General features: G+C 60.3%; 23 protein-coding genes. 5 read left to right on the top strand and 18 right to left on the bottom strand.

Annotated elements, in window-relative coordinates:
- Nucleotides 1-117: 117 nt before the first annotated feature.
- On the bottom strand, nt 118-1,446 hold the full coding sequence (gene hslU / locus ACYQ1A_RS08475) for an ATP-dependent protease ATPase subunit HslU (protein ID WP_499361680.1): 1,329 nt from the start codon (nt 1,444-1,446) through the stop codon (nt 118-120).
- A 148-nt stretch (nt 1,447-1,594) separates the two neighbouring features.
- Here hslU and yedA point away from each other — a divergent pair, with 148 nt between their 5' ends.
- Together yedA and ACYQ1A_RS08465 are read left to right on the top strand one after the other, a co-directional pair.
- Nucleotides 1,595-2,485, top strand: coding sequence for a drug/metabolite exporter YedA (yedA, locus tag ACYQ1A_RS08470; RefSeq protein ID WP_499361679.1), 891 nt, complete (start codon nt 1,595-1,597; stop codon nt 2,483-2,485).
- A 73-nt stretch (nt 2,486-2,558) separates the two neighbouring features.
- The gene (locus tag ACYQ1A_RS08465) at nt 2,559-4,121 is read left to right on the top strand and encodes a DUF3369 domain-containing protein (RefSeq protein WP_499361678.1); all 1,563 of its coding nucleotides are present in this window, start codon (nt 2,559-2,561) and stop codon (nt 4,119-4,121) included.
- A 173-nt stretch (nt 4,122-4,294) separates the two neighbouring features.
- On the opposite strand, the gene ACYQ1A_RS08460 is transcribed toward ACYQ1A_RS08465, so the two are convergent.
- The 17 genes from ACYQ1A_RS08460 to mraZ form a co-directional block, all read right to left on the bottom strand.
- Nucleotides 4,295-4,483, bottom strand: coding sequence for a hypothetical protein (locus tag ACYQ1A_RS08460; RefSeq protein ID WP_499361677.1), 189 nt, complete (start codon nt 4,481-4,483; stop codon nt 4,295-4,297).
- A gap of 6 nt (nt 4,484-4,489) precedes the next feature.
- Nucleotides 4,490-5,404, bottom strand: coding sequence for a UDP-3-O-acyl-N-acetylglucosamine deacetylase (gene lpxC, locus ACYQ1A_RS08455; protein ID WP_062222553.1), 915 nt, complete (start codon nt 5,402-5,404; stop codon nt 4,490-4,492).
- 245 nt (nt 5,405-5,649) lie between these two features.
- Nucleotides 5,650-6,834 carry a cell division protein FtsZ gene (gene ftsZ, locus ACYQ1A_RS08450; RefSeq protein ID WP_499361676.1) on the bottom strand — a complete coding sequence of 395 codons (1,185 nt, stop codon included), beginning with the start codon at nt 6,832-6,834 and terminating at the stop codon, nt 5,650-5,652.
- Nucleotides 6,835-6,990: 156 nt separating this feature from the next.
- The gene (gene ftsA, locus ACYQ1A_RS08445) at nt 6,991-8,223 is read right to left on the bottom strand and encodes a cell division protein FtsA (protein ID WP_201782442.1); all 1,233 of its coding nucleotides are present in this window, start codon (nt 8,221-8,223) and stop codon (nt 6,991-6,993) included.
- Between the two features lie 86 nt (nt 8,224-8,309).
- Nucleotides 8,310-9,056, bottom strand: a complete 747-nt coding sequence (locus tag ACYQ1A_RS08440; protein ID WP_499361675.1) for a cell division protein FtsQ/DivIB — start codon at nt 9,054-9,056, stop codon at nt 8,310-8,312.
- A gap of 2 nt (nt 9,057-9,058) precedes the next feature.
- Nucleotides 9,059-9,976, bottom strand: coding sequence for a D-alanine--D-alanine ligase (locus ACYQ1A_RS08435; RefSeq protein WP_499361674.1), 918 nt, complete (start codon nt 9,974-9,976; stop codon nt 9,059-9,061).
- Nucleotides 9,977-9,986: 10 nt separating this feature from the next.
- On the bottom strand, nt 9,987-11,393 hold the full coding sequence (gene murC / locus ACYQ1A_RS08430) for a UDP-N-acetylmuramate--L-alanine ligase (RefSeq protein WP_499361673.1): 1,407 nt from the start codon (nt 11,391-11,393) through the stop codon (nt 9,987-9,989).
- Complete coding sequence (gene murG / locus ACYQ1A_RS08425) at nt 11,390-12,463, bottom strand: undecaprenyldiphospho-muramoylpentapeptide beta-N-acetylglucosaminyltransferase (protein WP_499361672.1); 1,074 nt, start codon at nt 12,461-12,463, stop codon at nt 11,390-11,392. Before murG ends, murC begins: the two co-directional genes overlap by 4 nt.
- The gene (gene ftsW, locus ACYQ1A_RS08420) at nt 12,456-13,646 is read right to left on the bottom strand and encodes a putative lipid II flippase FtsW (protein WP_499361671.1); all 1,191 of its coding nucleotides are present in this window, start codon (nt 13,644-13,646) and stop codon (nt 12,456-12,458) included. Before ftsW ends, murG begins: the two co-directional genes overlap by 8 nt.
- Nucleotides 13,643-15,067, bottom strand: coding sequence for a UDP-N-acetylmuramoyl-L-alanine--D-glutamate ligase (gene murD, locus ACYQ1A_RS08415; protein ID WP_499361670.1), 1,425 nt, complete (start codon nt 15,065-15,067; stop codon nt 13,643-13,645). Before murD ends, ftsW begins: the two co-directional genes overlap by 4 nt.
- A gap of 13 nt (nt 15,068-15,080) precedes the next feature.
- Nucleotides 15,081-16,154 (bottom strand): phospho-N-acetylmuramoyl-pentapeptide-transferase, encoded by a 1,074-nt coding sequence (gene mraY / locus ACYQ1A_RS08410; RefSeq protein ID WP_499361783.1) that lies wholly within the window; start codon nt 16,152-16,154, stop codon nt 15,081-15,083.
- Between the two features lie 14 nt (nt 16,155-16,168).
- Nucleotides 16,169-17,572 (bottom strand): UDP-N-acetylmuramoyl-tripeptide--D-alanyl-D-alanine ligase, encoded by a 1,404-nt coding sequence (locus tag ACYQ1A_RS08405; protein ID WP_499361669.1) that lies wholly within the window; start codon nt 17,570-17,572, stop codon nt 16,169-16,171.
- Complete coding sequence (locus ACYQ1A_RS08400; protein WP_499361668.1) at nt 17,569-19,050, bottom strand: UDP-N-acetylmuramoyl-L-alanyl-D-glutamate--2,6-diaminopimelate ligase; 1,482 nt, start codon at nt 19,048-19,050, stop codon at nt 17,569-17,571. The genes ACYQ1A_RS08405 and ACYQ1A_RS08400 overlap by 4 nt, the downstream gene beginning before the upstream one ends.
- Nucleotides 19,051-19,052: 2 nt before the next feature.
- Nucleotides 19,053-20,894, bottom strand: a complete 1,842-nt coding sequence (locus tag ACYQ1A_RS08395) for a peptidoglycan D,D-transpeptidase FtsI family protein (protein ID WP_499361667.1) — start codon at nt 20,892-20,894, stop codon at nt 19,053-19,055.
- On the bottom strand, nt 20,891-21,196 hold the full coding sequence (ftsL, locus tag ACYQ1A_RS08390; protein WP_499361666.1) for a cell division protein FtsL: 306 nt from the start codon (nt 21,194-21,196) through the stop codon (nt 20,891-20,893). The genes ACYQ1A_RS08395 and ftsL overlap by 4 nt, the downstream gene beginning before the upstream one ends.
- A complete protein-coding gene (gene rsmH / locus ACYQ1A_RS08385) occupies nt 21,193-22,122 on the bottom strand; it encodes a 16S rRNA (cytosine(1402)-N(4))-methyltransferase RsmH (protein WP_499361665.1) in 930 nt (309 codons plus the stop codon). The genes ftsL and rsmH overlap by 4 nt, the downstream gene beginning before the upstream one ends.
- Nucleotides 22,119-22,556 carry a division/cell wall cluster transcriptional repressor MraZ gene (gene mraZ, locus ACYQ1A_RS08380; RefSeq protein ID WP_062221380.1) on the bottom strand — a complete coding sequence of 146 codons (438 nt, stop codon included), beginning with the start codon at nt 22,554-22,556 and terminating at the stop codon, nt 22,119-22,121. The genes rsmH and mraZ overlap by 4 nt, the downstream gene beginning before the upstream one ends.
- Nucleotides 22,557-22,870: 314 nt before the next feature.
- Between mraZ and ACYQ1A_RS08375 the strand changes: the two genes are divergently transcribed.
- The 3 genes from ACYQ1A_RS08375 (at nt 22,871) to ACYQ1A_RS08365 (ending at nt 25,699) form a co-directional block, all read left to right on the top strand.
- Nucleotides 22,871-23,104 carry a protein MIGRI gene (locus ACYQ1A_RS08375; RefSeq protein WP_499361664.1) on the top strand — a complete coding sequence of 78 codons (234 nt, stop codon included), beginning with the start codon at nt 22,871-22,873 and terminating at the stop codon, nt 23,102-23,104.
- 31 nt (nt 23,105-23,135) lie between these two features.
- A complete protein-coding gene (gene msrP, locus ACYQ1A_RS08370) occupies nt 23,136-24,083 on the top strand; it encodes a protein-methionine-sulfoxide reductase catalytic subunit MsrP (RefSeq protein WP_499361663.1) in 948 nt (315 codons plus the stop codon).
- Nucleotides 24,084-24,424: 341 nt separating this feature from the next.
- On the top strand, nt 24,425-25,699 hold the full coding sequence (locus ACYQ1A_RS08365; protein WP_499361662.1) for a NupC/NupG family nucleoside CNT transporter: 1,275 nt from the start codon (nt 24,425-24,427) through the stop codon (nt 25,697-25,699).
- The last annotated feature ends 29 nt before the right edge of the window (nt 25,700-25,728 follow it).

Genomic DNA, 25,728 nt, shown 5'->3' with positions numbered 1-25,728 from the left:
GGAAAAATTGGTGGCATAGGGTGGGTCTAGACCCACCGTCAAAGCCGCTGAGAGATTTGCCATTGCATGCTTCTTTGGCAACTTTGGAAGGTGGGTCTCGACCCACCCTATGGGGCATCACAACATAAACCGCGCCAGATCCTCGTTGCCCACCAGCGGGCCCAGTTTGGCGCTGACGGCGGCGGCGTCCAGTGTTACGGCGCCGGTCCTGGCCTCGTACGACAAATCTTCCAGCAGCTTTTCCAGCACGGTCGACAAGCGTCGCGCGCCGATGTTTTCGGTGCGCTCGTTCACCTGCCACGCAATTTCGGCAATGCGCTGGATGGCGTCTTCGCTAAACGTCAGCGCCACACCCTCGGTTTGCATCAGCGCCTGATATTGCTTGACCAGACAGGCATCCGTTTGAGTCAGGATGCGTTTGAAGTCATCCACAGACAGCGATTCCAGCTCAACGCGAATCGGAAAGCGGCCTTGCAGCTCGGGGATCAGATCAGACGGCCGCGCCAGATGGAACGCACCCGATGCAATAAACAGAATGTGATCGGTGTTGACCATGCCGTACTTGGTGCTCACGCTGGTGCCTTCCACCAACGGCAGCAGATCGCGCTGTACGCCCTGGCGGCTGACTTCGCCGGCGCTGCCTTCGGCGCGGCTGGTCACCTTGTCGATCTCATCGATAAACACGATGCCGTTCTGCTCCACCGAGCGCAGCGCTTCGGCGCGGGCGTCTTCTTCATTCACCAGCTTGGCGGCTTCTTCATCGGTCAGTCGCTTCATTGCTTCGCTGATCTTCAGCTTCTGCTTTTGCGTCTTGCCCGCCATCGCGCCTTTAAACATGTCTTGCAACTGGCTGGTGAAATCTTCCATGCCCGGCGGGCCCATCACGTCCATGGTGGGTGCAGCGGCGGCCACTTCGATTTCGATTTCTTTATCGTTGAGCTCGCCTTCGCGCAGCTTTTTACGAAATTTCTGCCGGGTCTCGCGGCCCGCTTCGTCTTGCTGCGGGTTGGGCGCAAACGGGCCCTTGGGTGGCCCGGGCACCAACACATCGAGGATGCGGTCTTCGGCGGCGTCCTCAGCGCGCACGCGATTACGCTGCATGGCGCGTTCACGCGCGCCTTTAACCGCCACTTCGATCAGATCGCGGATGATGCTGTCGACGTCTTTGCCGACATAACCCACTTCGGTGAATTTGGTGGCTTCCACCTTGATAAACGGCGCATCGGCCAGCCGCGCCAGGCGACGGGCGATTTCGGTTTTGCCCACGCCGGTGGGTCCGATCATCAGGATGTTCTTGGGGGTAATTTCGTGGCGCAGCGGCTCAGCCACTTGCTGGCGGCGCCAGCGATTGCGCAAGGCGATTGCCACGGCCTTTTTGGCGTCGTGCTGGCCCACTATGTGTTTATCCAGCTCGTGGACAATCTCGTGCGGCGTCATGGTGGTCATCAGGAATTCCAGGCAGATTTGGCTGCAGCGGAGGCAGCGATAGCCTTCAAGGTTCAGGCTGTGACGGCGATTTTCAAGGTCGGCTGTGGCGTGCAGCCGCGGCGCCAGGCTGGCATGATGGGCAGCTCCTTGCCTGACTGCTACCGCCGTGTCCGATACCCGCCCCGCTGTTCATCCCACCTTGTTGTTGCTGTGCCTGGCCATCGTGTACGTGGTGTGGGGTTCCACCTATCTGGGCATACGCATCGGGCTGGAAGGCATTCCGCCGTTGCTGCTTTCAGCGGTGCGTAACCTGAGTGCCGGCGCCATTTTGCTGGCCTGGCTGCGTTGGCGCGGCGCGCCGTGGCCCACGCTGCGACAGTGGCGTAATGGCGTGATCATCGGCTTTATGATGATGAGCGTCGGCAACGGCTTTGTCTGCGTGGCCGAGCAGTCGGTGCCGTCCGGCATCGCCGCACTGGTGGTAGCCAGTGGGCCCATTTTTGCCATCCTGTTTGGCTGGCTGTTTGGCACCCGTCCGCGGGTGATTGAATGGATAGGCGTTGGCTTGGGCTTTGCCGGCGTGGCCTTGCTCAATCTTGATCTGCGCGCCGCAGCCAACCCGGTGGGCGTGATTATCGTGGTCATTGCCGCCGCCAGTTGGTCGTTTGCCACCATCCTGCAGCGACGGCTGGACATGCCGGTCGGCACCTCGGCGGCGGTGCAGATGCTGGGCGGCGGCGCTTGTCTGATCCCGATGGCGGCCATCCATGGCGAAAGCTGGCCCATGCATGTCCCCACGCAAAGCTGGCTGGCGCTGCTCTATCTGATCGTGTTCGGCTCCATCATCACCTATAGCGCGTTTGTCTACGTCATTACGCATTCACGCCCGGCGCTGGCCACCAGCTATGCCTATGTGAACCCCGTGGTGGCGGTGGGCCTGGGCGCGGTGTTTGCGGGCGAACAGGTCAGCTTGCCCTTGGTCCTTGGTATGTTGGTCATTCTGGCCGGCGTGGCGCTGATTGTGCTGGGCCAGCGTAAGACCGCCGGCAACAAGTAAGCACCCACGCCCGATGGCGCTTGTTTTCTGACTGCTGTTTCTATCTATACTCTTGTCATAACAAGGGGGCAGCATGTCACAAGAAGATGACTGGTTAATTGACGACGACGACGCGGCGACTGAAGCGCCTGCGCTGGAGCCCTGGAATGTGCTGATCGTCGACGACGAGCCCGACATCCATCACGTCACCCGGCTGGCACTGGCCAATATCAATTTTCTAGGCCGCCCGCTCAATTTGCTGTCTTGTTATTCCGGCAACGAGGCGCTCGATTTTTTGCGCACGCGGGATGACATCGCGCTGGTCTTGCTCGATGTGGTCATGGAAAGCGAAGACGCTGGCCTGCGCGTCGCGCGTGCCATTCGCGAAGACCTGCGCAACCGGCATATCCGCATTATCTTGCGCACCGGCCAGCCCGGCGTGGCGCCCGAGCGCCAGGTTATCGAAAGCTACGATATCAATGATTACAAAGCCAAAACCGAGCTGACGCGCGACAAGTTGTTCACCGCGGTACTGGGTACGCTGCGCTCGTACAACGACATCATGTTGATCGAGCAGCAAAAACGCATGCTCGAGGCCAATCGGCGCGGCCTGCTCAAGGTGATTGATGCGTCCAGCACCATCTTCCAGCAGCAGTCCATCGTGCAATTTGCCCAAGGCGTGCTGGAGCAGCTGCAATCGCTGCTGTTCTTTGAGCAAGAAGCGTTGTTTGTGGTGGTGCATGGCGGAATGGCGGCCTTGTCGACCGATGACGATGTGCGCGTCATCTATGCCACCGGTGGCTACGAACAATATCGCGGCCAGGCCTTATCGACAGTGGAGCATGAGCGCTTTGGCAACAGCATCCGCGCCGCCATCACCACCGAGCAAAGCGTATTCGCGCCCGATCATTTCATCGGCTTTTTCAAATCACAGCACGGGCCGGTCAATCTGCTGATCATTGATGGCCCGGTGGCCCTGTCGCACGCGGATCGTGATCTGGTTGAGCTGTTTTGCCGCAATGTCAGCATCGCCTATGAAAACCTGATGCTGTCGGCGGAAATCGAAAATACCCAGCGCGACATTATTTATCAGCTGTCTGAGGTGGTGGAAACGCGCTCGCAAGATACCGGCAACCATATCCGGCGCATGGCGGAGTACGCCGGTTTGTTGGCGCTCGAGATGGGAATGAGCGAGCAGGATGCCGAAATTATCCGGGCGGCCACACCGCTGCACGATATCGGCAAGGTGGGCATCCCGGACGCCATCCTGCACAAGCCAGGGCCGTTGGATGCCGAAGAGCGCAAGGTGATGGATACGCATTCGGCGCTGGGTTTCGCCATGTTGCGCGATGCACGACCGCGGATTTTGCAGACCGCGGCGATTATTGCGCATCAGCATCATGAACGCTGGGACGGTAGCGGTTATCCGGGTGGGCTGGCGGGCGAGAATATCAATATCGCGGCACGGATTACCGCGCTGGCCGATGTCTACGATGCGTTAACTCAAACCCGCGTGTACAAACAACCGTGGCCGCGCGAGCAGGTACTGGACGCCATCCGCGCCGGCAGCGGCACCCAGTTTGATCCCGCCGTGGTCGACGCCTTCTTCCGGCTGCTGCCGCAATTTGAATCACTGCAAAAAGAAGTCGGGGCATAGGGTGGGTCTGGACCCACCCCTCAAAGTACCTGGACGCGCCAATGTGGCGCGGGATGCAATCGCGCAATTTTCAGCGGCGTAAGACATGCATGTCTGGAAGGTCGGTGACGCCAATTGCGACGGTTCGAGCACATATCTTTGGCGGTGGGTAGACGGGGACGCCGAGTCCCACCCTATGGGTAGCCCATCGCCCGCTGAATAATCAGCCCGCCAAAAAACACCACCAGCAGCGCCAGCACAAAATACAGCACCCACGTGATCACCCTGATCCAGTAACGATCACGGGTGCGTTGGTATTTAAACGCGGCAAAGCCGATCAAGATCACGGCCAGGATAAACAGCAGCCGGATGAGGGCAAACATGGGCGCTCAGATGGTCAGCGGCGGCAGGGCGTGGAAGGACGAGGGCACTTTGCTGTCGTCATCAAACGTTACCAGCTCAAAGTTGTCCGGATCGGCCAGCAGCTCGCGCAGCAGCTTGTTGTTCATGGCGTGGCCCGATTTGTACCCGGAGAACGACGCAATCAGCGGATGGCCCAGGATATACAGATCACCAATCGCATCCAGCAGTTTGTGCCGCACAAACTCATCATCAAAGCGCAAACCGCCGTCGTTCAGCACACGATATTCGTCGATGACGATGGCGTTATCCATACTGCCGCCGCGCGCCAGGCCGTTCATGCGCATGTATTCCACTTCATGGATAAAGCCGAAGGTGCGCGCGCGCGCGATTTCGCTGATGTAGTTGGTGTTGGCAAAGTCGATGGTGATCGACTGCAAAGATTTCTTGAACGCCGGGTGTTTGAAGTCGATGGTCAGCGCCGCTTTATAGCCATCAAACGGCTCCAGTTTCACCCACTTGTCGCCTTCCACCACATGTACCGGCTGCAACACGCGCACAAAGCGCTTGGGCGCGTTCTGCATCACCACCCCTGCCGATTGCAGCAGATAGATAAATGGTGCGGCCGAGCCGTCCATGATGGGCATTTCGGGGGCGTCGACTTCGACCAGCACGTTATCGATACCGAAACCGGCAAAGGCCGACATCAGGTGCTCGATGGTGCCGACGCGCACGCCGTCCTTGACCAGGGTCGAGGACAAACGTGTGTCGTTGACCAGATCCGGACCGACCTTGAAGCTTTCCGATCCGGGTAAATCAGAGCGGCGGAACACAATGCCGTGCTCAGCGGGCGCCGGCTTCATCACCAGCGTAACGCGCTCGCCGGAATGCAGACCGACGCCGACGGCGCGAACCGTGGATTTCAAAGTGCGTTGCTGAAACATGGAATTCCCCGCCCATTCAAGAATGACAATCGCTAAGGACGCAATTCTAACAGCCCCGGGCAATGGGCTGGATTGATCATCCCAATATCGGCGATTGGTGGAATTTATCCATTTTGATAAATCAATAAAGACAACAGCGCGCGCGCCGGCTTAAAAACGCTGGAGACGCGCACAGGCACGGTGCCATTCGGCAACCGTGCCTGCCCCGGGTCAGGGGGTAGAGCTTTACAGCGATAGCGGAATAATCAGTCTGCCTGACGACGCAGGAAGGCCGGGATATCCATATCGATGTTGTTCAGCGCCGGGCGAGCAGCCGGGGCATCGGCGGTCTCGCTGGCACTGCCGCCGCGACGCGTACGCCAGATGGCGGGCGTGTCGTAGTCTTCGGCGTTAAAGCCCATGTTGTCGGTGCCGGTGCGTTGTTGCTGGCCGCCTTGCACCACTTTCAGCTTGTTGTTGTTTGACTCGCGTGCGCCAAGGCCGGTGGCGATCAGCGTAATGCGGATCTGGTCGCCCAGGCTTTCGTCGTACACCACGCCATGCTTGACCTGGGCATCGTCGGCCACGTGGGCGTTGATGATTTCCAGCGACTGGCGGATTTCGCTCTTCTTCAGCGTAGTACGGCTGGCGCTGAAGTTCACCAGCACGCCGCGCGCACCGTTGAAGTTGATGTTGTCCAGCAGCGGGCTGCGGATGGCTTCCTCAGTAGCAACCACGGCGCGATCGGCACCGCTGGCGGTGGCCGAACCCATCATGGCCATGCCCATTTCACGCATCACCGTTTTCACGTCGGCAAAGTCGACGTTGATCAGGCCCGGGTAATTGATGATTTCAACAATCGAACCCACGGCGCTGCGCAGGACGTCATCGGCGGCGCGGAAGGCTTCGTCGATGGTGACATCTTCGCCCAGCACTTCTTCCAGCTTCTGGTTGGATACCACGATCAGCGAATCGACAAACTTGGCCAGTTCGTCGATACCAACCTGTGCCACTTTCTGGCGCATGCCTTCATCGATGCCCGGCTTGGTGACCACGCCGACGGTCAGAATGCCTTTCTCGCGCGCCACTTGTGCAATCACAGGGGCAGCGCCGGTACCGGTGCCACCGCCCATGCCGGCGGTAATAAACAGCAGATCAGCGCCTTCAATCAGATCGGCGATATGGTCGCGATCTTCTTCGGCGGCCTGACGACCAATATCCGGATTGCAACCGGCGCCAAAACCACGGGTGAGCTCAGCACCCAGCTGAACTACGTGGTCGGCGCGTGCCAGCTTCAATACTTGCGCATCGGTGTTGGCCGAAATGAACTGAACGCCTTGCATGGCGTTGTCGATCATGTTGTTGATGGCGTTACAACCGGCGCCGCCAACCCCAATGACCTTGATGTTAACGAGGTGTGCAACCTCTTGAACTTCAAACGTAAGTGCCATCTGAATATCTCCTCTGACCCTGCATGACTGACCCGGAATTCCAACTGCAAATTACGGAAAAAAAGGTTGATAAATGCCCGTTTTTGCTTCGACTACTTTTATTTTCTTAAGCGTGTACTGCGTGTTCCCTGCCTGGACCAAGCTGCCGTCCTGACATCAGAAATTGTTCTGGAACCACGATTTCATGCGGCCCAACATATCGCCGAACGAGCCATCTTTGGCACGGCCGACCGGGTTCTTGATGTACTGCTCGCGGGCGATCAACAGCAGACCTACCGCGGTGCTGAAGCGCGGGTTCTTCACCACTTCAGCCAGACCACCGACGTACTTGGGATGCCCCAGGCGCACCGGCATATGGAAAATCTCTTCACCCAGCTCCACCATCCCCGGCATCAGCGCCGCACCGCCGGTAATGACGATGCCGCTGGAAAGCCGGTCTTCAAAGCCGGCGCGACGCAGTTCGGCCTGCACCAGGCTGTACAACTCTTCCACGCGCGGCTCCACCACTTCGGCCAGCGTATGGCGGCTCATCTGGCGCAGCCCGCGTTCGCCCACGCCCGGCACTTCGATCATTTGCTGCGGATCGGTCATATGGCGCAACGCCACGCCGTATTGCAGCTTGATGGTCTCGGCCTCACCGGTCGGGGTGCGCAGCGCCATGGCGATGTCGTTGGTGATCTGGTCACCGGCAATGGGGATGACCGCGGTATGGCGGATGGCGCCATTGATAAACACCGAGATATCCGTGGTGCCGCCGCCGATATCCACCAGACACACGCCCAGTTCTTTTTCGTCTTCGGTCAGCACGGCATAGGCCGACGCCAGCGGCTGCAACACCACTTCGGCAATTTCCAGGCCGCAGCGACGCACGCACTTGGTGATGTTCTGCACCGCCGAAACCGCGCCAGTGACGATGTGCACGCGCACTTCCAGCCGCACGCCGGACATACCCAGCGGCTCTTTGACGTCTTCCTGGCCGTCGATGATGTATTCCTGCGCCAGGATGTGCAGCACCTGGTGGTCGGTTGGAATATTCACCGCGCTGGCGGTCTCGATCACGCGGTCCATATCAGCCTGCGTGACTTCCTTGTCCTTGATGGCGACCATGCCGTGCGAGTTGATGCCCTTGATGTGGCTGCCGGCGATGCCGGTGTAGACCTCGCGGATTTTGCAGTCCGCCATCAATTCAGCTTCACCCAGCGCCGACTGGATGGCATTCACCGTTTTCTCGATGTCCACCACCACGCCACGCTTCAGACCTTTGGACGCGGCCGAACCCAGACCGACCACATTGAGTGATCCGTCGTCCTGGATTTCGGCCACCACCGCCACCACTTTGCTGGTGCCGATATCGAGGCCCACGATGAGGTTTTTGGTATCCCTGGTCACTGACAACCTCTTTGCAATCTTTGATCCATCACATTCATAAACAGCCGGGCTGGCTCTCTCAAATACTCACTCGACCCGGTTGTGCCTTACGCCGGTGCTACCTTGGCGCCTTTGGCGGGCGGTGCGGGCTTGTAGCCAGGCAACCGCACGGCAAAGCCGTTGGGATAGCGCAAATCTACATAGGCAAACGGCTGGGTCTCGCCCAGTCGCGCCAACGAACCCGGCCATGCGCCGGCGAAGCGCGCAACCCGGTCCATCACTTCATTACGACCCACCTCGACAATCACTTGCCGGTCCAGCTCAAAGCGCCACGCGCGGCGGTCAGATAACCACACATGCGTGGGATGTTTGCCGATGGGCGCCAATGCCTGCTTCAGCTGGCCATAGCCGTCCACCATCAGTTTTTCTGTGCCCTCCGGGCCTTCCAGCACCGGTAGCTGATCATTGCTGGCGGCATCAAAGCGCTCGCCATAGTTGTTCAACAACGCCACCGAACCCCAACGCGCAATGGCGTGTTGTTCTTCGATATTCACTTCCAGCCGGTCGGGCCAGCGCCGGCGCACGCTCACCTGGCGCACCCACGGCAGCTTTTCAAATGCCTGCCGCGTCTTGTCCAGATCCAGCGTAAAAAACGTGCCCTTCAGATCGTTACGGATTACGTACTGCAACTGCTCGCGGGTGACGTGGGCCAGGTCGCCATCCACCTTGATGCGCTTGACCGGAAACAACGGCGAATGCACGCCCAGAAACACCAGCGAATAAAACAACAGCAACACCGCCAGCGCCGTCAGCAGGTTGGCAAACCACATCAGCAGTTGCGGCTTATCCCACATGCTTAAGCGTTTCCTTCCAGCGTGGTGGCCAGAATATCCACCACCAGGTCTTCGTAACTGATGCCAACCTGGCGGGCCGAAATCGGAAACAGACTGTGGCTGGTCATGCCCGGCGCGGTATTCACTTCCAGCAAATAATGCTGACCAGCTTCATCCATCAAAAAGTCGACACGGCTCCAGCCTTTGCAGCCAATTACATTGAACGCCGTCAGCACATCGCGGCTGATGCGCGCTTCCTGCTCGGCGCTCAAGCCACACGGGCAGCGATACACCGTGTCGTCGCGGAAATACTTGGCCTGGTAGTCATAAAACTCGGTGGCCGGTTCGATCTTCACAAACGGCAGCACGCGCTGGCCCAGCACCGAGGCGGTGTATTCGCCGCCACCGACAAACTGTTCGGCCAGCACCAGGCGGTCGTACTTGCGTGCCTCGGCAAAGGCCGCCGCCAGTTCGCCCGGCTGCTTGACCTTGATCACGCCCACGCTGCTGCCTTCCGACGCCGGTTTTACAAACAGCGGCAGGCCCAGCTTTTTTTCCACGGCGGCAAAGTCGGTCTGCTCGTCGATCAGCTCAAAATCAGGGATAGGCAAGCCCATGGCTTTCCAGATCAGCTTGGTGCGCAGCTTGTCCATGCCGATGGCCGAACCCATCACGCCGGGGCCGGTATACGGCACGCCCAACACTTCCAGCGCGCCTTGTACCGTGCCGTCTTCGCCAAACGGGCCATGCAGAATCAAAAAGGCGCGGTCGTAACCTTCGTCTTTCAGCGCCTGCAACGGCTTTTCGGCCGGATCAAACTTGTGCGCGTCCACACCTTTGCTTTGCAAGGCGGCGAGCACGCCCGTGCCGCTCATCAACGAGACTTCGCGCTCGCTGGAGTTGCCGCCCATTACTACCGCTACTTTTCCGAATTGCTTCATCGTCCGGTTCTCATTGCTGCGCCAGCTTGCCGGGGACCGCCCCGATCGAGCCCGCGCCCATGGTGATTACAACGTCGCCATCCTGCGCCGCCGCCAGAATCGCCTGCGGCATATCCAGGATGTCTTCAACAAATACAGGTTCCACTTTGCCCGCTACGCGCAAAGCGCGGCTCAAGCTGCGGCTGTCGGCGGCAACGATGCGCGGCTCGCCGGCGGCATACACCTCGGCCAGCAACAGACCATCGACGGTCGACAGCACTTTGACGAAATCCTCAAAGCAATCACGCGTCCGGGTATAGCGATGCGGCTGGAACGCCAGGATCAAACGGCGGCCAGGAAACGCGCCGCGCGCAGCGGCCAAGGTGGCGGCCATTTCCACCGGGTGATGTCCGTAGTCATCCACCAGGGTAAAGCTGCCGCGGGCGTTGCCATCTGCCGCGGGCGGCAACGCCACCTCGCCATAACGCTGAAAGCGGCGGCCCACACCGGTAAAGCCCGCCAGCGCTTGCTGGATGCTGCATTCGCTGGCGCCTACCTCCAGACCAATACCGATCGCGGCCAGCGCGTTCAGCACGTTGTGACGGCCCGGCATATTCAGCGTGATTGGAATGCGTTTGGTTTCGCCGTTTTCCCATACCGCATCAAACTGCATGCGACCGCCATCGGCGACAATGTTTTCGGCACGCAAAGTGGCGTCGGGGCTGGTGCCATAGGTGGTAATCGGGCTGGTCACTTCCGGCAGGATGGCGCGCACATGCGGATCATCAATGCACAGCACGGCGCGGCCGTAGAACGGCAGATGGCGCAGAAAATCGACGAACGCGCCTTTGAGCTTGCCGAAATCATGTTCGTACGTGTCCATGTGATCGGCATCGATGTTGGTCACCACCGAGATCACAGGGTTCAGATATAAAAACGAAGCATCCGATTCATCGGCTTCGGCCACCAGAAAATCACCCTGGCCCAGACCGGCATTGCTGCCCGCCGAATGCAGCCGGCCACCGATCACAAAGGTGGGATCAAGCCCGGCCGCTTGCAGCACGCAGGCGGTCAGGCTGGTGGTGGTGGTTTTGCCGTGCGTACCCGCGATGGCGATGCCCTGCTTCAGCCGCATCAGCTCGGCCAGCATCATGGCGCGCGGCACCACCGGCACCTTGGCCTCACGCGCGGCCATGACTTCCGGGTTCTGTTCATTGACGGCGCTGGAGATAACGACCACGTCCGCGCCTTTGATGTAATCCGCCGCATGGCCCTGATGCACGATGGCACCGGCGTTGGCCAGGCGTTGCGTGGTGGCGTTGCTGCCCAGGTCCGAACCGCTGACCTCAAAACCCAGGTTAAGCAGAACCTCAGCGATGCCGGACATGCCGACGCCACCGATGCCCACAAAATGGATGTGTTTGACTTTGTGTTTCATGCTGCCAGTTCCTCTAACACCCGCACCACCTGTTGGGTAGCGTCAGGACGCGCCAGCGTGCGGGCCACTTCGGCCATACGCAGGCAATCAGCGCGGTTTGTCTGTTGCAACAACGCGGCCAGCCGCGCTGCGGTTAAATCGGTTTGCGCGATCAAGCTGCCGGCACCGGCATCGCTCAAATAACGTGCGTTACCGGTCTGGTGGTCATCCACCGCGCTGGGGTACGGCACCAGCACGCTGGCGGCGCCGACGCAGGCCAGCTCGGACACGGTGAGCGCCCCGGCGCGGCAGATCACCAGATCGGCCTCGGCGTAAGCGCTGGCCATATCGGCGATAAACGCCACGCAATCGGCCTGCACACCCGCTGCGGCGTAATTGGCGCGCAACGTTTCAATATTCTTTTCGCCCGCTTGGTGAATCACGCTGGGGCGTTGTTCCGGGCTCAGCAAGGCCAGCGCCTGCGGCACTTCGCTGTTGAACACTTGCGCGCCCAGGCTGCCGCCCACCACCAGTACTTTCAGCGGCCCGCTCCGACCGGCAAAACGCGCGGCCGGTTCCGCCACATCAAGGATCGCGCCACGCACCGGGTTGCCGATGCAGGCGCGGTTTTCGCCCGCAGCAAAGGCGCCGGGGAAGGCAAACAACACGCGGTTGGCGATGCGCGCCAGCGTCTTGTTGGTTAAACCGGCCACCGAGTTCTGTTCGTGGATGACCAGCGGCAGCCACATCAAGCGTGTGGCCAAGCCGCCAGCAAAGCCGGTAAAGCCGCCAAAGCCGATCGACACATCGGGCCGGAAACGGAAGATAACCACCACCGCCTGCAGCAGCGCGCGCAATTGCACCCACGGCTGGATCAGTTTCTTCAGCAAGCCCTTGCCGCGCACGCCGGTGATCTTGAGCGTTTCCAGCGGAATGCCATGCTGCGGCACGATGCGGGTTTCCATGGCACCACTCGCGCCCAGCCACACCACCTCCCAGCCTTGCTGGCGCACAGCATCCGCCACCGCCAAAGCCGGGAAAATATGGCCGCCCGTGCCGCCTGCCATCACCAATAACGTGCGTTTACTCACGGCGCACCCCACGGATCAGCTGACGGTTTTCAAAATCGACGCGCAGCAATACGCCCAGCGCCAGCAGATTGGCCACGATGCCGGAGCCGCCAAAGCTCAGCAGCGGCAAGGTCAGACCCTTGGTGGGCATCAGGCCCATATTCACGCCGATATTGATAACCGACTGCACCGCAAACCAGATGCCGATGCCTTGCGCCACCAGCGCCTGATAAGCACGGTCGAGCTTGGCCGCCTGCACGCCAATCAAAAATGCGCGCAGCACGAGGAAAGCAAACATCAGCACCACGCTGGCCACGCCAATAAAACCCAGCTCTTCGGCGATGATGGCCATCAAGAAGTCGGTATGCGCTTCGGGCAGATACGACAGTTTTTCCACGCTGGCGCCGAGGCCCACGCCGGTCCATTCGCCACGGCCAAACGCGATCAGCGAGTGGCTGAGCTGATAGCCTTTGCCGAACGGATCTTTCCACGGGTCCAGAAAGCCCAGTACGCGCTGCATGCGGTAGGGCGAGCTGACCACCAAGCCGACGAAACCGGCGGCCAGCGCCACGATCAGGCCCGCAAACAAGCGCCAGTTAAAGCCACCAAGGAACAGCAGGCCCATGGTGATGGCGGTAATCACGGCGAAGGCGCCGAAGTCCGGCTCCAGCAGCAGCAAGCTACCCACCACCAACATCACCACCAGCATCGGCAACAGACCGCGGGTAATGCTCTCGATCAGCTTGCCGCCCATAAACGCGGCTTTGCGCACGGTGTAATCGGCGGCGTACAGCGGCACCACAAACTTCATGATTTCGGACGGTTGCAGGTTGATGACCACAAGGGACAACCAGCGGCGGCTGCCGTTCACTTCGCGGCCGATCCCGGGGACCAGCACCACACCCAGCAACAACACGCCCAGGATAAACAGCGCTGGCGCGTACTGCTGCCACGTCTTGGTCGAGATATTGAAGGCGATAAAGCCGCCGATCAGCCCCACCACCAGAAAGATCACGTGGCGGGTGACGTAATAGGTGGAGCGAAAACCGGTGTCTTTATCCACTTCAGCCTGGGCGATCGAGGCGGAATACACCATCACCAGGCCAAAGGCGAGCAGCAGCAGCGTGCACCACAGCAGCGCCTTGTCATAAGACGCCATGCTGGGTCGAACGCGCTTGAGGGCCTGGTAGAAAATGTGTTTCACGCCGATGCTCCGGCACGCGCTTTGACCGCGGCGATAAACACGTCGGCGCGGTGCTTGTAGTTGCGGAACATATCCAGGCTGGCGCAGGCCGGCGACAGCAGCACGGCGTCGCCCGGTTGCGCCAGGTTGGCGGCGATATCGACGGCCATTTCCAGCGTCGGCACTTGCAGCACCGGCAGGAAGGCTTCGTCGTCATCATCTTCGTCATCACCAATCGCGATATACGGTGAGGACGCGTCGTTGAGCACTTGCGCCAGGATAGGCGCATCGCGGCCGATCAGCACCACGGCGCGGCAGACGCGTTCGCAGGCAGGCAGCAAGGGGCGGAAATCCTGGCCTTTGCCGTCGCCACCGGCGATCAACACCACCGGCTGCGTCATGCCTTTCAGCGCCGCTTCGGTGGCGCCGACATTGGTGCCTTTGGAATCGTCGTAATAGGTCACGCCGTCGATTTCGGCGACGAACTCAACGCGGTGCGGCAAGCCTTTGAAGGACTTGAGTGCAGCCACCAGCGGACCAGTCGGCAGGCCAATCGCGCGGCACAGCGCCACGGCGGCCAGCGCATTGACGGCGTTATGCAAACCGGCCACCGGCAGCTCATCGGCGCGCAGCAATTCAAAATCGCCGCAGCGCAGGCTGGTGCTTTCGCTGACATCGACCAGACCGTATTCGCTGCCGTTACGCGGTGCATCGGCGCCAAACCAGACCACATTGCGGCCCGCCACGGCCATGCCGCGGCACCTGCCGTCTTCCCGATTCAACACCATGCTGCCCAGGCCGTTGAACACACGCGCCTTGGTGGCGGCGTAGTCGGCCATGCCGCTGTAGCGGTCCAGATGGTCTTCGGTCACGTTAAGCACGGTGGCGGCATCGGCTTGCAGCGAGAACGTGGTCTCCAGCTGAAAGCTCGACAGCTCCAGTACAAACACATCGGGCAGGCTGCCTTTGTCTTGCCATTGCGCTAGCGCGTCCAGCACCGGCAAGCCGATGTTGCCCGCTACCACAGTCTTCAGGCCGGCGGCTTCGCACATCTTGCCGACCATGGTGGTGACGGTGGATTTGCCGTTGGAACCGGTAATGGCAATCACCTTGGCCGGGCTGCCCGCAATGGCCTGGGCAAACACTTCGATATCCCCGATTGCGGGTATGCCACGGGCCACGGCAGCAGCCACGTTGGGTTCGGCCAAAGGCACGCCGGGGCTAAGGACGAGCACATCGGCATCGGCAAACGTGGCAGCGCTAAATGCGCCCAGCCGCGTTTGCACAGCGGGCAACGCGGCTTTAAGCGCATCCAGGTTGCGCGGGGCGGTGGCGGTGTCGGCCACGCTGACGCGCGCGCCATGCGCAGCCAGCCAGCGGGCGGCCGCCAGGCCCGAATCCCCCAATCCCACCACGATGCAGTGTTTACCTTGCCATGCCATGTTCGTCTCTGCCTTAACGCAATTTCAAAGTGGCCAGACCTGCCAGCACCAGCAACAAAGTGATGATCCAGAAGCGGACCACCACCTGCGTTTCTTTCCAGCCTTTCAGTTCGTAGTGGTGATGCAGCGGCGCCATGCGGAACACGCGCTTGCCGGTCATCTTGAAGCTGGCCACCTGGATCATTACCGAAAGCGCTTCCACCACGAACACGCCGCCCATAATCAGCAGCACGATTTCTTGCCGCACAATCACGGCCACCGAACCGAGGCCCGCGCCAAGCGCCAGTGCGCCGACGTCGCCCATAAAGACTTCAGCCGGGTAGGCGTTAAACCACAAAAAGCCGAGGCCCGCGCCGGCCATCGCCGCGCAGAAAATCACCAGTTCACCCGCGCCGGGCACATGCGGCACACCCAGATAGCGCGAGAACACGGCGTTACCGGCTACATAGGCAAAGATGCAGAAGGCGCTGGCAACAAACACGGTGGGCATGATGGCCAGGCCATCGAGGCCATCGGTCAGATTGACGGCGTTGGAGGTGCCGACAATCACAAAGTAAGTGAGCACGCAGAAGCCGATCGCGCCAAACGGATACAGGATTTCTTTGTAAAACGGGATGATGAAACCGGTGTGCGAAGGCAATTGCCCGGCATTGACCAGAAACACGCCCGCGCCGATGGCGATGGCAGATTGCCCGATCATCTTGGCCCGAGCGCTCAGACCCTTCGGATTACGCAACGCTACTTTCTTGTAATCGTCGATAAAGCCGATGACGCCGGTGGTCAGCGTAACGATCAACACCAGCCAGATGTATTTGTTGGTCAACTCACCCCACAACAGCGTGGTGATGGCAATGGCCAGCAGAATCAGCGTGCCGCCCATGGTGGGCGTGCCTGCTTTAACCAGATGGGTTTGCGGGCCATCGGTGCGCACGGCCTGGCCGACTTTCATTTCGGTCAGTTTGCGGATCACCCACGGGCCCAGCATCCACGAGATACCGAGCGCGGTAATCATGGCCAGCACCGCGCGCAACGTGATGTAGTTAAACACGTTAAAAGCGCGGATCGATTCGGCGAGCCATTGCGTCAGTAGCAACAACATGATCAGTGGTCCTCTTTATTATTTTTGTTTTCGGCGCCGCCTTGCAGCGCTTTGACTACGCGTTCCATCTGCATAAAGCGCGAGCCTTTGACCAACACCAGCGTCTGCGGCGTAACGGCGGGCGTCACCGCGACCAGCAGGTCTTCCAGATTGTCGTAATGCGTGCTGCCATACGCGGCAGCGGCCAGGCGCATGCCGTCGCCCAGCGTGAACAACTGATCGATGCCCTGTGCTTTGGCGTATTCGCCCACTTCGGTATGCATGGCCGGGCCGTCATTACCCACTTCGCCCATATCACCAATAATCAGCAGCGAAGGTTGGCCGGTGTTTTTGGCCAGCAGCGCCAGCACGTCGATGGCGGCGCGCATCGAATCCGGGTTGGCGTTGTAGGTGTCGTCGATCAGCAGTGCGCCGTTGGCGGCGGCTTTGCGTTCCAGGCGGCCTTTGACCCCGGTATGGGCGGACAGACCGCTGACAATCTGGTCGATGTCGAGGCCCGCGCCATAACAAGCGGCGGCGGCAGCCAGCGCGTTACGCACATTGTGTGTGCCTGGCACCGGCACAAAGGCGATGCGCTCATCCACCGGCACGCTGAGGATGAATTCAGAGCCGTCGGCGCGGCTGATGATCTCGCGCGCACCGACGTCGGCGGCGCCGATGCCAAAGCTGATTTGACGATGGCCAGCGGCCAGGTTGCTCCACAGCTCGGCGTGCGGGTCATCGATATTGATGACCGCAGTGCCGTTTGGCTTGAGGCCCGAGAAAATCTCGCCCTTGGCGCGTGCTACGCCATCCACCGAACCCAAGGCTTCCAGATGCGCGCGCAAGGCATTGTTGATCAGCGCGACATCGGGTCTGGCCAGTTTCGTCAGATGCTCGATTTCGCCGAAATGGTTCATGCCCATTTCGATCACGGCAAAGCGATGTTCCGGCGTCAGGCGTAACAGCGTCAGCGGCACACCAATGTGGTTGTTCAGATTACCGCGCGTGGCCAGTACAGCGGCCTCGCCATAGGCGGTGATCAGAATGCGCGCGATCAGTTCTTTGACCGTGGTCTTGCCCGCGCTGCCGGTTACGCCTATCAGCGTGACCGTCATCCGCTCACGCCAGGCACTGGCCAGATCGGTCAGGCCTTGCAGGGTATCCGGCACCAGCAACTGATTGCCGCCCGCGCCTTCGATTACATGGTCGACCATGACTGCGGCCGCACCTTGTGCCAGCGCAGCGGCAGCAAAGTCGTGGCCATCAAAACGCTCACCCCTGAGCGCCACAAACAGATCGCCGGGCTGAATGTCGCGGCTGTCGGTGGTGACGCGGTCGAAGGTAACTTTTTCGAACGAAGCCGCAGCATCACCGTGCAGGGTACCGGTGGTGGCGACGGCGGCTTCGCGCAAGCTGAATATCATGCTTGCTGCTTCCTTTGCAGTGCAGCGCGCGCCTCTTCGACATCGTCGAAGTGATGGCGCACGCCGTTGATTTCTTGATAAGTCTCGTGGCCTTTGCCGGCGATCAACACCACATCGCCCGCTTCAGCCACCGCAATCGCATCACCAATCGCGGTTTTGCGATCGATGCTGACGGTGTAATGGTCGTCGCCGCTACCGGGCACGCCACCGAGGCCAGCCACAATCTGGTCGACGATGCGCGCCGGGTCTTCGGTGCGCGGGTTGTCGCTGGTAATCACCACGTTGTCGGCGTGGTCGCAGGCGATGCGTGCCATCAGCGGGCGCTTGCCCGGATCACGGTCGCCGCCACAGCCGAACACACAGAACAACTTGCCGCCATCCATGCTGGCGCGCAGCGTGGACAGGGCTTTTTCCAGCGCATCCGGCGTGTGGGCGTAATCGACGATCACTAGCGGTTGGTGGCCGCCGCCCAAGCGCTGCATGCGGCCTGCGGCGGGTTCGATTTTCTGCAGTACTTCGGCTGCGTCGTTGAGCGGCACGCCGGACGCCAGCAAAGCGCCCAACGCCGCCAGCAAATTGGAGGCGTTAAAGCCACCGATCATGCTGCTATGCACGCGGCAACGGCCAAACGGGGTGTCGATTTCCAGCTCGATGCCGTCCAGCGAGGTCTTCACCCACAACGCACGGATATCGCCGGTGTTCAGGCCGTAGGTCAGCACTTGCGGCGCGGCGCACTGGTCGGCCAGTTGGCGGCCGAATTCGTCATCGACATTAATGACCGCGCTTTTCAGGCCTTCCCACTGGAACAGCCTGGCCTTCTCGGCGCCGTAGCTGGCCATGTCATGGTGGTAATCCAGATGATCACGCGTCAGATTGGTAAACACCGCCACATCAAACGCCACGCCATGCGCGCGCGCCTGCGCCAGGCCGTGCGATGAGACTTCCATCGCCACGGTGCTGACATCGGCGGCTTTGAACCGGGCCAGCCACTGTTGCAGGCTGAGCGGGTCGAGGGTGGTGTGGCTGGAATCGGTGATTTCGCCCCACACGCCGTTGCCCATCGTGCCCAGCACCGCGGATTTCTGGCCCAGCAGCGTAAACGCCTGGGTCAGCCAGTGCGCAATCGAGGTTTTGCCGTTGGTGCCGGTGATGCCAATCACGCGCATGGCTTGCGACGGATTGCCGTGCAGATGCGCCGCCACAATGCCGGCCTGCGCGCGCAATTGCGGCACGGCCAGGTTGGACACGCTCCATTCGGGCCGCCAGGCAAAGTCTTCGGCTTCCCAGATCACCGCAGATGCGCCCGCGGCGATGGCTTGCGCAATGTAATCGCGGCCATCCACATATTCGCCCTTGAAGGCGATGAACACGTCGCCCGCGTTCAGCTTGCGGCTATCGCTGCTGAAAGCGCGCCCGGCCACCAGGGTTTCGATGGCGGCGAGGTCGAGCGCGGGCAGGGTCCAGGTTTGCGGCTTCATGTTTATTCCCTCGAATCCGATTCGTCAGGGGCGGGGATCAGAATATTGTCGGTCGGCGCATCGGGCGGTACGCCCAGCAGACGCAAGCTACCCGCCATGACATTGCTGAAGACGGGGCCGGCCACCGAGCCACCAAAATGCTTGCCGGCGGTGGGGTCATCGATCATGACGGCGATGATCAGGCGTGGATCAGACGCGGGCGCCATGCCGATAAACGAGGCCACGTAACGGTTTACGTACACGCCGCCTTCCAGTTTGTGCGAAGTGCCGGTTTTGCCCGCCACGCGATAACCCACCACGCGCGCCGGCATGCCGGTGCCGCCCGGTTGCACCACGCTTTCCATCATGTTGCGCATTTCCAGCGCGGTTTCCGGCTTGATCACTTGCTTGCCGGGCACGGGCGCGACCAGCTTGGTAAAGGTAATCGGATGAATCTGGCCGCCATCGGCAAACATCTGATAGGCGCGCGCCATCTGCATCAGGCTGACCGAAATACCGTTGCCGAAGGCCATGGTGGCTTGTTCAATCGGCCGCCAGTTTTTCCAGTTGCGCAAAATGCCGCCCGCTTCACCGGGAAAGCCACTGTGCGGCACTTCGCCAAAACCGGCGTTGTGATAGGCGTTCCACATATATTCACGCGGCATCATCAAAGAGATACGCGCCGCGCCCACGTTGGACGATTGCTGGATGACCTGGGCAATGCTCAGCACGCCGCCGTGGTGGGTGTCGTGAATGGTGTTGGGGCCGATGGCCATGGTGCCGTTGAAGGTATCGACGCGCGATTCGGGCGTCAGCTTGCCCGCGTCCATCACCGCCGAAATCGTCACCGGCTTCATCACCGAACCGGGCTCATAGATATCAGTGAGCGCGCGGTTGCGGCGTGCGGCCGGGTCGATGCGTTCGCGGCTGTTGGGGTTGTATGAAGGCGCGTTGGCCAGCGCCAGCACTTCGCCGCTCTTGGCGTCGAGCACGACAATGCCGCCCCCGGCGGCATGGTTGCTTTCGACTGCGGCTTTCAGCTCTCGATACGCCAGATATTGAATGCGGCGGTCGACCGAGAGTGTCAGGGTTTCGCCATCGCGCGGCGGCACGATGGTGGAGATGTCTTCCACGATATAACCACGGCGGTCGCGGATCACGGTACGGCTGCCGTGCTTGCCCGCCAGCATGCTGTCGCGCGTCAGCTCAAAGCCTTCCTGACCTTTGCCGTCGATATTTACAAAACCAATAATGTGCGCCATCACCTCGCCCGCCGGGTAATAGCGCCGGTATTCGGTCTGCGCGTAGATGCCGGGCACGTTCAGTGCCAGCACGCTCTTGGCGTCGGTGGGCGACAGGCCACGTTTGACCCAGACGAAATCAGGGCGCACCAGTTCGCCCTTGTCATTCTTGCGGCCGTCGCTGACTTTCTTGATCAGATCGGCGGCGGGCATGCCCAGCGCACTGGCCAGTTTTTTCAGTTCGTCCTGGCTGACCGGCACCGGGTCTTTGTCGTTGGCGGGTTCCCAGTCTTCATCACGCTTCTGGCCCGGCGGCAGCAGGGTCATGCCGCGCGGACTGGCCCAGATCGACTGCACCGGGGTGGAAATCGCCAGCGGATCGCCATTGCGGTCGGTGATCATGCCGCGGTTGGCTTCGGTCTTGAGCGTGCGGGTATAACGCGCATCGCCCTGGCCTTGCAGAAAGGCTTCGTTAAACGCTTGCAGCCACAGCCCCCGCGCCAGCAGCACCATAAACAGCAGCATCAGCGCAGTCAGCATGGTCCAGACGCGCCAACGCTCCAGCTTCAGCACATGGGCATAACGCTGGGCGCGAATGGAGGCGGTGGCCGTCGCGCGGTTCACAAGGGGTCGTCCTTGACCGTGGTGCGGCCAACGGCTTTACCGTCCGGCAAAATCACCTGGGTGCGCGGCGTGCCCGGCATTTGCATGCCCAGCCGCGTGGTGGCTTCGGCTTCGATACGCGAATGCATGGCCCAGGTGCTTTCTTCCAGCTGCAACTGGCCCCATTCGACGTCGAGCTGACGCGCAAACTCTTGTTCTTTCTGTAATTCGCCATAGGCTTTGCGCGCGCGATGCTGGCTGGTGACCACAGCAGCGGCGCAGATCATGGCGAGGGCCAGTAAAAACAGATTGAGGCGGGTCATAGCGCCGCCTCGGTTCTCTGCGCGACCCGCAGTATGGCACTGCGGGCACGCGGGTTATCGCGGACTTCCTCCGCGCTGGCGCGTATCGGCTTGCCGACAATTTCCAGCGGCGGCACCGGCATCTCGGACGCGCGCAGCGGCAGCCGGTTGGGCATATGCGCCTTCGAGCTGTCTTGCATAAAGCGTTTGACGATGCGGTCTTCGAGCGAATGAAACGCGATGATGCTCAGGCGCCCGCCCGGCTTCAGCCGCGCCAGCGCCTGCGGCAGAATCAACGCGAGCTCTTCAAGCTCCCGATTAATGAAAATCCGTATAGCCTGGAAGGTACGCGTCGCCGGGTCCTGGCCCGGCTCGCGGGTACGGACGGCTTTTGCCACGAGCGTGGCAAGTTGTCTTGTCGTTGCAATGGGTTGGTCGGCCCGACCCGCAACAATCGTTGCTGCAACCTGCTTAGCAAACCGCTCTTCGCCATAGTCACGTATCACCTCGGCAATGTCTTTCTCTTCGGCGCTATTGATCCAGTCAGCGGCGGTCATGCCGCGTGTGGTATCCATGCGCATATCGAGCGGGGCATCAAATCGAAAACTGAAGCCCCGGCTCCCGTCGTCCAGCTGCGGTGAGGAAACCCCCAGGTCCAGCAGCAGGCCGTCAATCTGGCCCACGCCCAGCGCGTCGAGCGCGCGGGCGAGGCCGGCAAACCCTTCATGCACGATCTGGAAGCGCGGATCAGTGATCGTTGCGGCTTCGGCAATGGCGTGCGGGTCTTTGTCAAAAGCGATCAGGCGGCCGTGCTCGCCCAGCTGGCTGAGCAGCAGGCGGCTGTGGCCGCCACGGCCAAAGGTACCGTCGACGTAAATACCATCGGGCCGGAGGCCCAGGCCGTCGACGGCCTCGGTCAGAAGAACTGTCTTGTGGATAAAACTCACAGCACGATGCCTTGCATTTGCTGCGCCAGCTCAGCGGGATCAATAGCCAGCACATTGGCGGTCTGTGCGGCCCAGCGGGCGTCATCCCACAATTCGAACTTGTTACCCATACCCACCAGCGCGACTTCTTTGTCGAGACCGGCGATCTGGCGCAGGCGCGGCGGAATCAGCACGCGGCCGGCGTTGTCCATTTCGGTTTCTTCGGCATGACCGACGATGACGCGCCGAATCTGCGTTTGCGCGCCAGACAGCTGGTTGAGTTTGTCGCGTACAGGAATCCAGTCGGGTTCTGGATAGATAAGCAGGCATCCGGCGGGCTCGACCGTGATGACCAGTTTGCCGGCGCAATGGGCGGACAGCACTTCGCGGTGTCTGGCCGGAATCGCCAAACGCCCTTTGCTGTCGAGATTGAGAGTTGATACGCCGCCGAACATTGCCCCGGTTCCAGGTGGTTACAGAGGCATCGGGATTACACGTTGGCCAACGCTGGATGCCTCAAGCAGGGCAGATAAAATGCACTTTTACCCACTTTTTCCCACTGCGCCCCACTATAGAGCAAAAAAATGGGCGCCACAAGAGGCGCCGCCGGGGTTTTCCTGTTTCTATACAATCACTTATAATCGTTTTTCGAAGTGGAAGACAAATCTATAAAACGCTTGTGAATGAAGCATATAGCGTTCTGTACTTAAAGTGACACTTTAACAAGCGCATGCAGCCTTGGGCTGACTTGTACCGACAGCCGTAGCGTGTGGCCGCGCTCACCCTTGCTGACCGCCCGGTAACCCTTGTCCTACCCCGCCTGGAGCATCCATTGCTGCAGTTCTTGCGTATAGCGCTGTATGTGGTCGTCGCGTTTGCCATCCTGAGCGCGCTGTTTCCGGCGGCACGGCAACGGGCGGACCGCCTTATGCGATCAGTGGCACTGGTTTTGCTGATCAGCACCGCGATATTCATCGCACTTCATTTGATGCACCTGCTCTAAGCGGCAGACCCATCCCCCTAAGGAGCCCTTCATGGCCCGCAATCTGTTCCAGACTGATATCGCACCCAGCGAAATAACGCCCGAAGCGGTTTATGCCGATCGCCGCCGTATCATGCAGGCGGGGGCCGCGCTGGCGGTCAGCAGCATCCTGCCATCCGGCCTTGCCCTGGCTGCCAATGCCCCGGCGCCATCGTTCGCGGGCAAGCCCAGCGCGTTCAGTACCACTGAAACGCGGAATACCTTTGAGCAGATCACGCATTACAACAACTTCTATGAATTCGGCACCGATAAAGAAGACCCGGCGGCCAATTCCACCCACTTTGTGACGCGGCCGTGGAGTGTACGGGTGGAAGGCGAATGCATGAAGCCACAAACGTTTGATCTGGATGCACTGCTCAAGCTGGCCCCGCTGGAAGAACGCGTGTACCGGCTGCGTTGCGTGGAAGCCTGGTCGATGGTCATTCCGTGGGAGGGCTTTCCGTTGGCGGATCTGCTCAAGGCGGTACAGCCGACTTCGAAAGCAAAGTTTGTTGAATTCACCTCGCTGGCCGATCCCAAGCAAATGGTCGGCGTTAACCAGCGCAGCATTGACTGGCCATATACCGAAGGCTTGCGCATTGATGAAGCCATGCATCCGCTGACGCTGATCGCGGTCGGTTTATACGGCAAACCGCTGCCCAACCCCAATGGCGCGCCGATCCGCGTGGTCGTGCCATGGAAATATGGTTTCAAGAGCGCCAAGTCCATCGTCAAGATTCGCCTGCTTGACCACCAACCGGCCACGGCCTGGAACAAGCTGGTGCCCAGCGAATATGGCTTCTATTCCAACGTGAACCCCGAAGTGGACCATCCGCGCTGGAGCCAGGCCAGCGAACGCCGCATCGGCGAAATCCTGCGCCGCAAGACGCTGATGTTTAATGGCTACGGCGACCAGGTGGCGGGGATGTACAAGGGCATGGATTTAAAGAAGTTTTATTGATGCCCCACGGCGGGTGATCCGCATACCTGGCATAGGGTGGGTTATGGCCCACCCTATGCACGGCATCTTGCATGCCTTGATTTTCCTCATGGCGGTGGCGCCAATCCCCTTCTACTATTTCGCAGATGGCTATCAGGGAAAAACCTCCCCTGTCGGCGCCTGTCATTGCGCGCAAAATAAACGCCACGTTCAACTGACCGACTGGTCAGTTTTGTAACGAAAACCGCTCTGCACCGTTACCACCGATACATCACCGCTACGCAAGCACCGCAGAGTGCACGGCGCGGATACACACAACCTGTAGCGCCTTGAAAAAACTATCCTGAGGGGGATTAAGCAAGATGGATATTGCTCGTAGCCTGCTCGGCATGCTGGTACTGCTTTTGATTGCATTTGCAGTGTCCAACAATCGCCGCTTGATCAAACCGCGCGTCGTGATCGCGGCCTTGTTGTGTCAGATCTTTATTGGCGCATTTATTCTGTTTGTGCCCATCGGCAAGGACTTGCTCGGTGGCGCGGCCAATGTGGTCAACCACGTGCTCGACTTTGGTCAGCACGGCATTTCGTTTCTGTTTGGCGGTCTGGTCGACAAGAAGATGTTTGAAGTGTTTGGCGACGGCGGCTTTGTCTTTGCCTTCCGCGTTTTGCCCGCCATCATCTTTGTCACCGCGCTGATTTCGGTGCTGTATTACGTCGGCGTGATGCGCTGGATTGTGCTGATCCTCGGCACCGTGTTCCAGAAGATCATCGGCGTGTCCAAGCTCGAATCATTCTCTGCGGTTACCACCATTTTCCTCGGCCAGTCCGAGATGCCTGCAGTGGTCAAACCTTTCGTCAAAGACATGAACGGCCCCGAGTTGTTTGCCGTAATGGCCAGCGGCATGGCCGCAGTGGCTGGTTCGGTGCTGGCGGGTTATGCCGGGCTGGGCGTCAAGATGGAATATCTGCTGGCAGCGTCATTTATGGCCGTACCCGGCGGTTTGCTGTTTGCCAAGATCATCTGCCCCAGCACCAGCGAAAGCACGGTTGCCTTTGATAACGTCAATTTTGATGAGCACAAGCCCGCCAACGTGATCGAGGCCGCGGCGTCGGGTTGCGGTATCGGGCTGAAGATTGCGCTGAATGTCGGTGCGATGCTGATCGGCTTTATCGGCCTGATTGCCTTGCTCAACGGCGTAGTCGGCGGCATTTTCGGCTGGTTTGGCCACCCGGGCTGGACGCTCGAAGTAATCCTGGGCTGGGCCTTCTCGCCGCTGGCGTGGCTGATTGGCGTGCCGTGGGAACACGCGCAAGTGGCCGGCAACTTTATCGGCCAGAAAATGATCCTGAATGAATTTGTCGCCTATGTCGGCCTGGCGCCTTATCTCAAAGACGCGGCCAGCGTCGCCGCAGCGGGCCTGCAAGTGCTCGACCCGAAAACCCTGGCCATCGTCTCGTTTGCCTTGTGTGGCTTCGCCAACTTTTCTTCGATTGCAATTCTGGCCGGTGGCTTCAGCGCCGTGGCCCCGGAAAAACGCAGCGAAGTGGCGCGCTATGGTTTGCGCGTGGTGGCGGCGGGCACCTTGTCCAATTTGATGAGCGCCACGATTGCCGGGATCTTTTTGTCGCTGCACTGATCCGCGCGCGTTATTCAGTTTTTGTTAGA

The organism is Silvimonas sp. JCM 19000 (assembly GCF_054652575.1).
Note: the sequence above shows the minus strand (reverse complement) of the source record. Positions and strands in the feature narration are given on the sequence as shown.

What these genes read in the sequence shown, in the direction of transcription:
- hslU (WP_499361680.1), bottom strand. Translation starts at nt 1,446, where the DNA reads ATGACCACCATGACGCCGCACGAGATTGTCCACGAGCTGGATAAACAC.
- ACYQ1A_RS08465 (WP_499361678.1), top strand. Translation starts at nt 2,559, where the DNA reads ATGTCACAAGAAGATGACTGGTTAATTGACGACGACGACGCGGCGACT.
- ACYQ1A_RS08460 (WP_499361677.1), bottom strand. Translation starts at nt 4,483, where the DNA reads ATGTTTGCCCTCATCCGGCTGCTGTTTATCCTGGCCGTGATCTTGATC.
- lpxC (WP_062222553.1), bottom strand. Translation starts at nt 5,404, where the DNA reads ATGTTTCAGCAACGCACTTTGAAATCCACGGTTCGCGCCGTCGGCGTC.
- ftsZ (WP_499361676.1), bottom strand. Translation starts at nt 6,834, where the DNA reads ATGGCACTTACGTTTGAAGTTCAAGAGGTTGCACACCTCGTTAACATC.
- ACYQ1A_RS08440 (WP_499361675.1), bottom strand. Translation starts at nt 9,056, where the DNA reads ATGTGGGATAAGCCGCAACTGCTGATGTGGTTTGCCAACCTGCTGACG.
- ACYQ1A_RS08435 (WP_499361674.1), bottom strand. Translation starts at nt 9,976, where the DNA reads ATGAAGCAATTCGGAAAAGTAGCGGTAGTAATGGGCGGCAACTCCAGC.
- murC (WP_499361673.1), bottom strand. Translation starts at nt 11,393, where the DNA reads ATGAAACACAAAGTCAAACACATCCATTTTGTGGGCATCGGTGGCGTC.
- murD (WP_499361670.1), bottom strand. Translation starts at nt 15,067, where the DNA reads ATGGCATGGCAAGGTAAACACTGCATCGTGGTGGGATTGGGGGATTCG.
- ACYQ1A_RS08405 (WP_499361669.1), bottom strand. Translation starts at nt 17,572, where the DNA reads ATGATATTCAGCTTGCGCGAAGCCGCCGTCGCCACCACCGGTACCCTG.
- ACYQ1A_RS08400 (WP_499361668.1), bottom strand. Translation starts at nt 19,050, where the DNA reads ATGAAGCCGCAAACCTGGACCCTGCCCGCGCTCGACCTCGCCGCCATC.
- ftsL (WP_499361666.1), bottom strand. Translation starts at nt 21,196, where the DNA reads ATGACCCGCCTCAATCTGTTTTTACTGGCCCTCGCCATGATCTGCGCC.
- mraZ (WP_062221380.1), bottom strand. Translation starts at nt 22,556, where the DNA reads ATGTTCGGCGGCGTATCAACTCTCAATCTCGACAGCAAAGGGCGTTTG.
- msrP (WP_499361663.1), top strand. Translation starts at nt 23,136, where the DNA reads ATGGCCCGCAATCTGTTCCAGACTGATATCGCACCCAGCGAAATAACG.
- ACYQ1A_RS08365 (WP_499361662.1), top strand. Translation starts at nt 24,425, where the DNA reads ATGGATATTGCTCGTAGCCTGCTCGGCATGCTGGTACTGCTTTTGATT.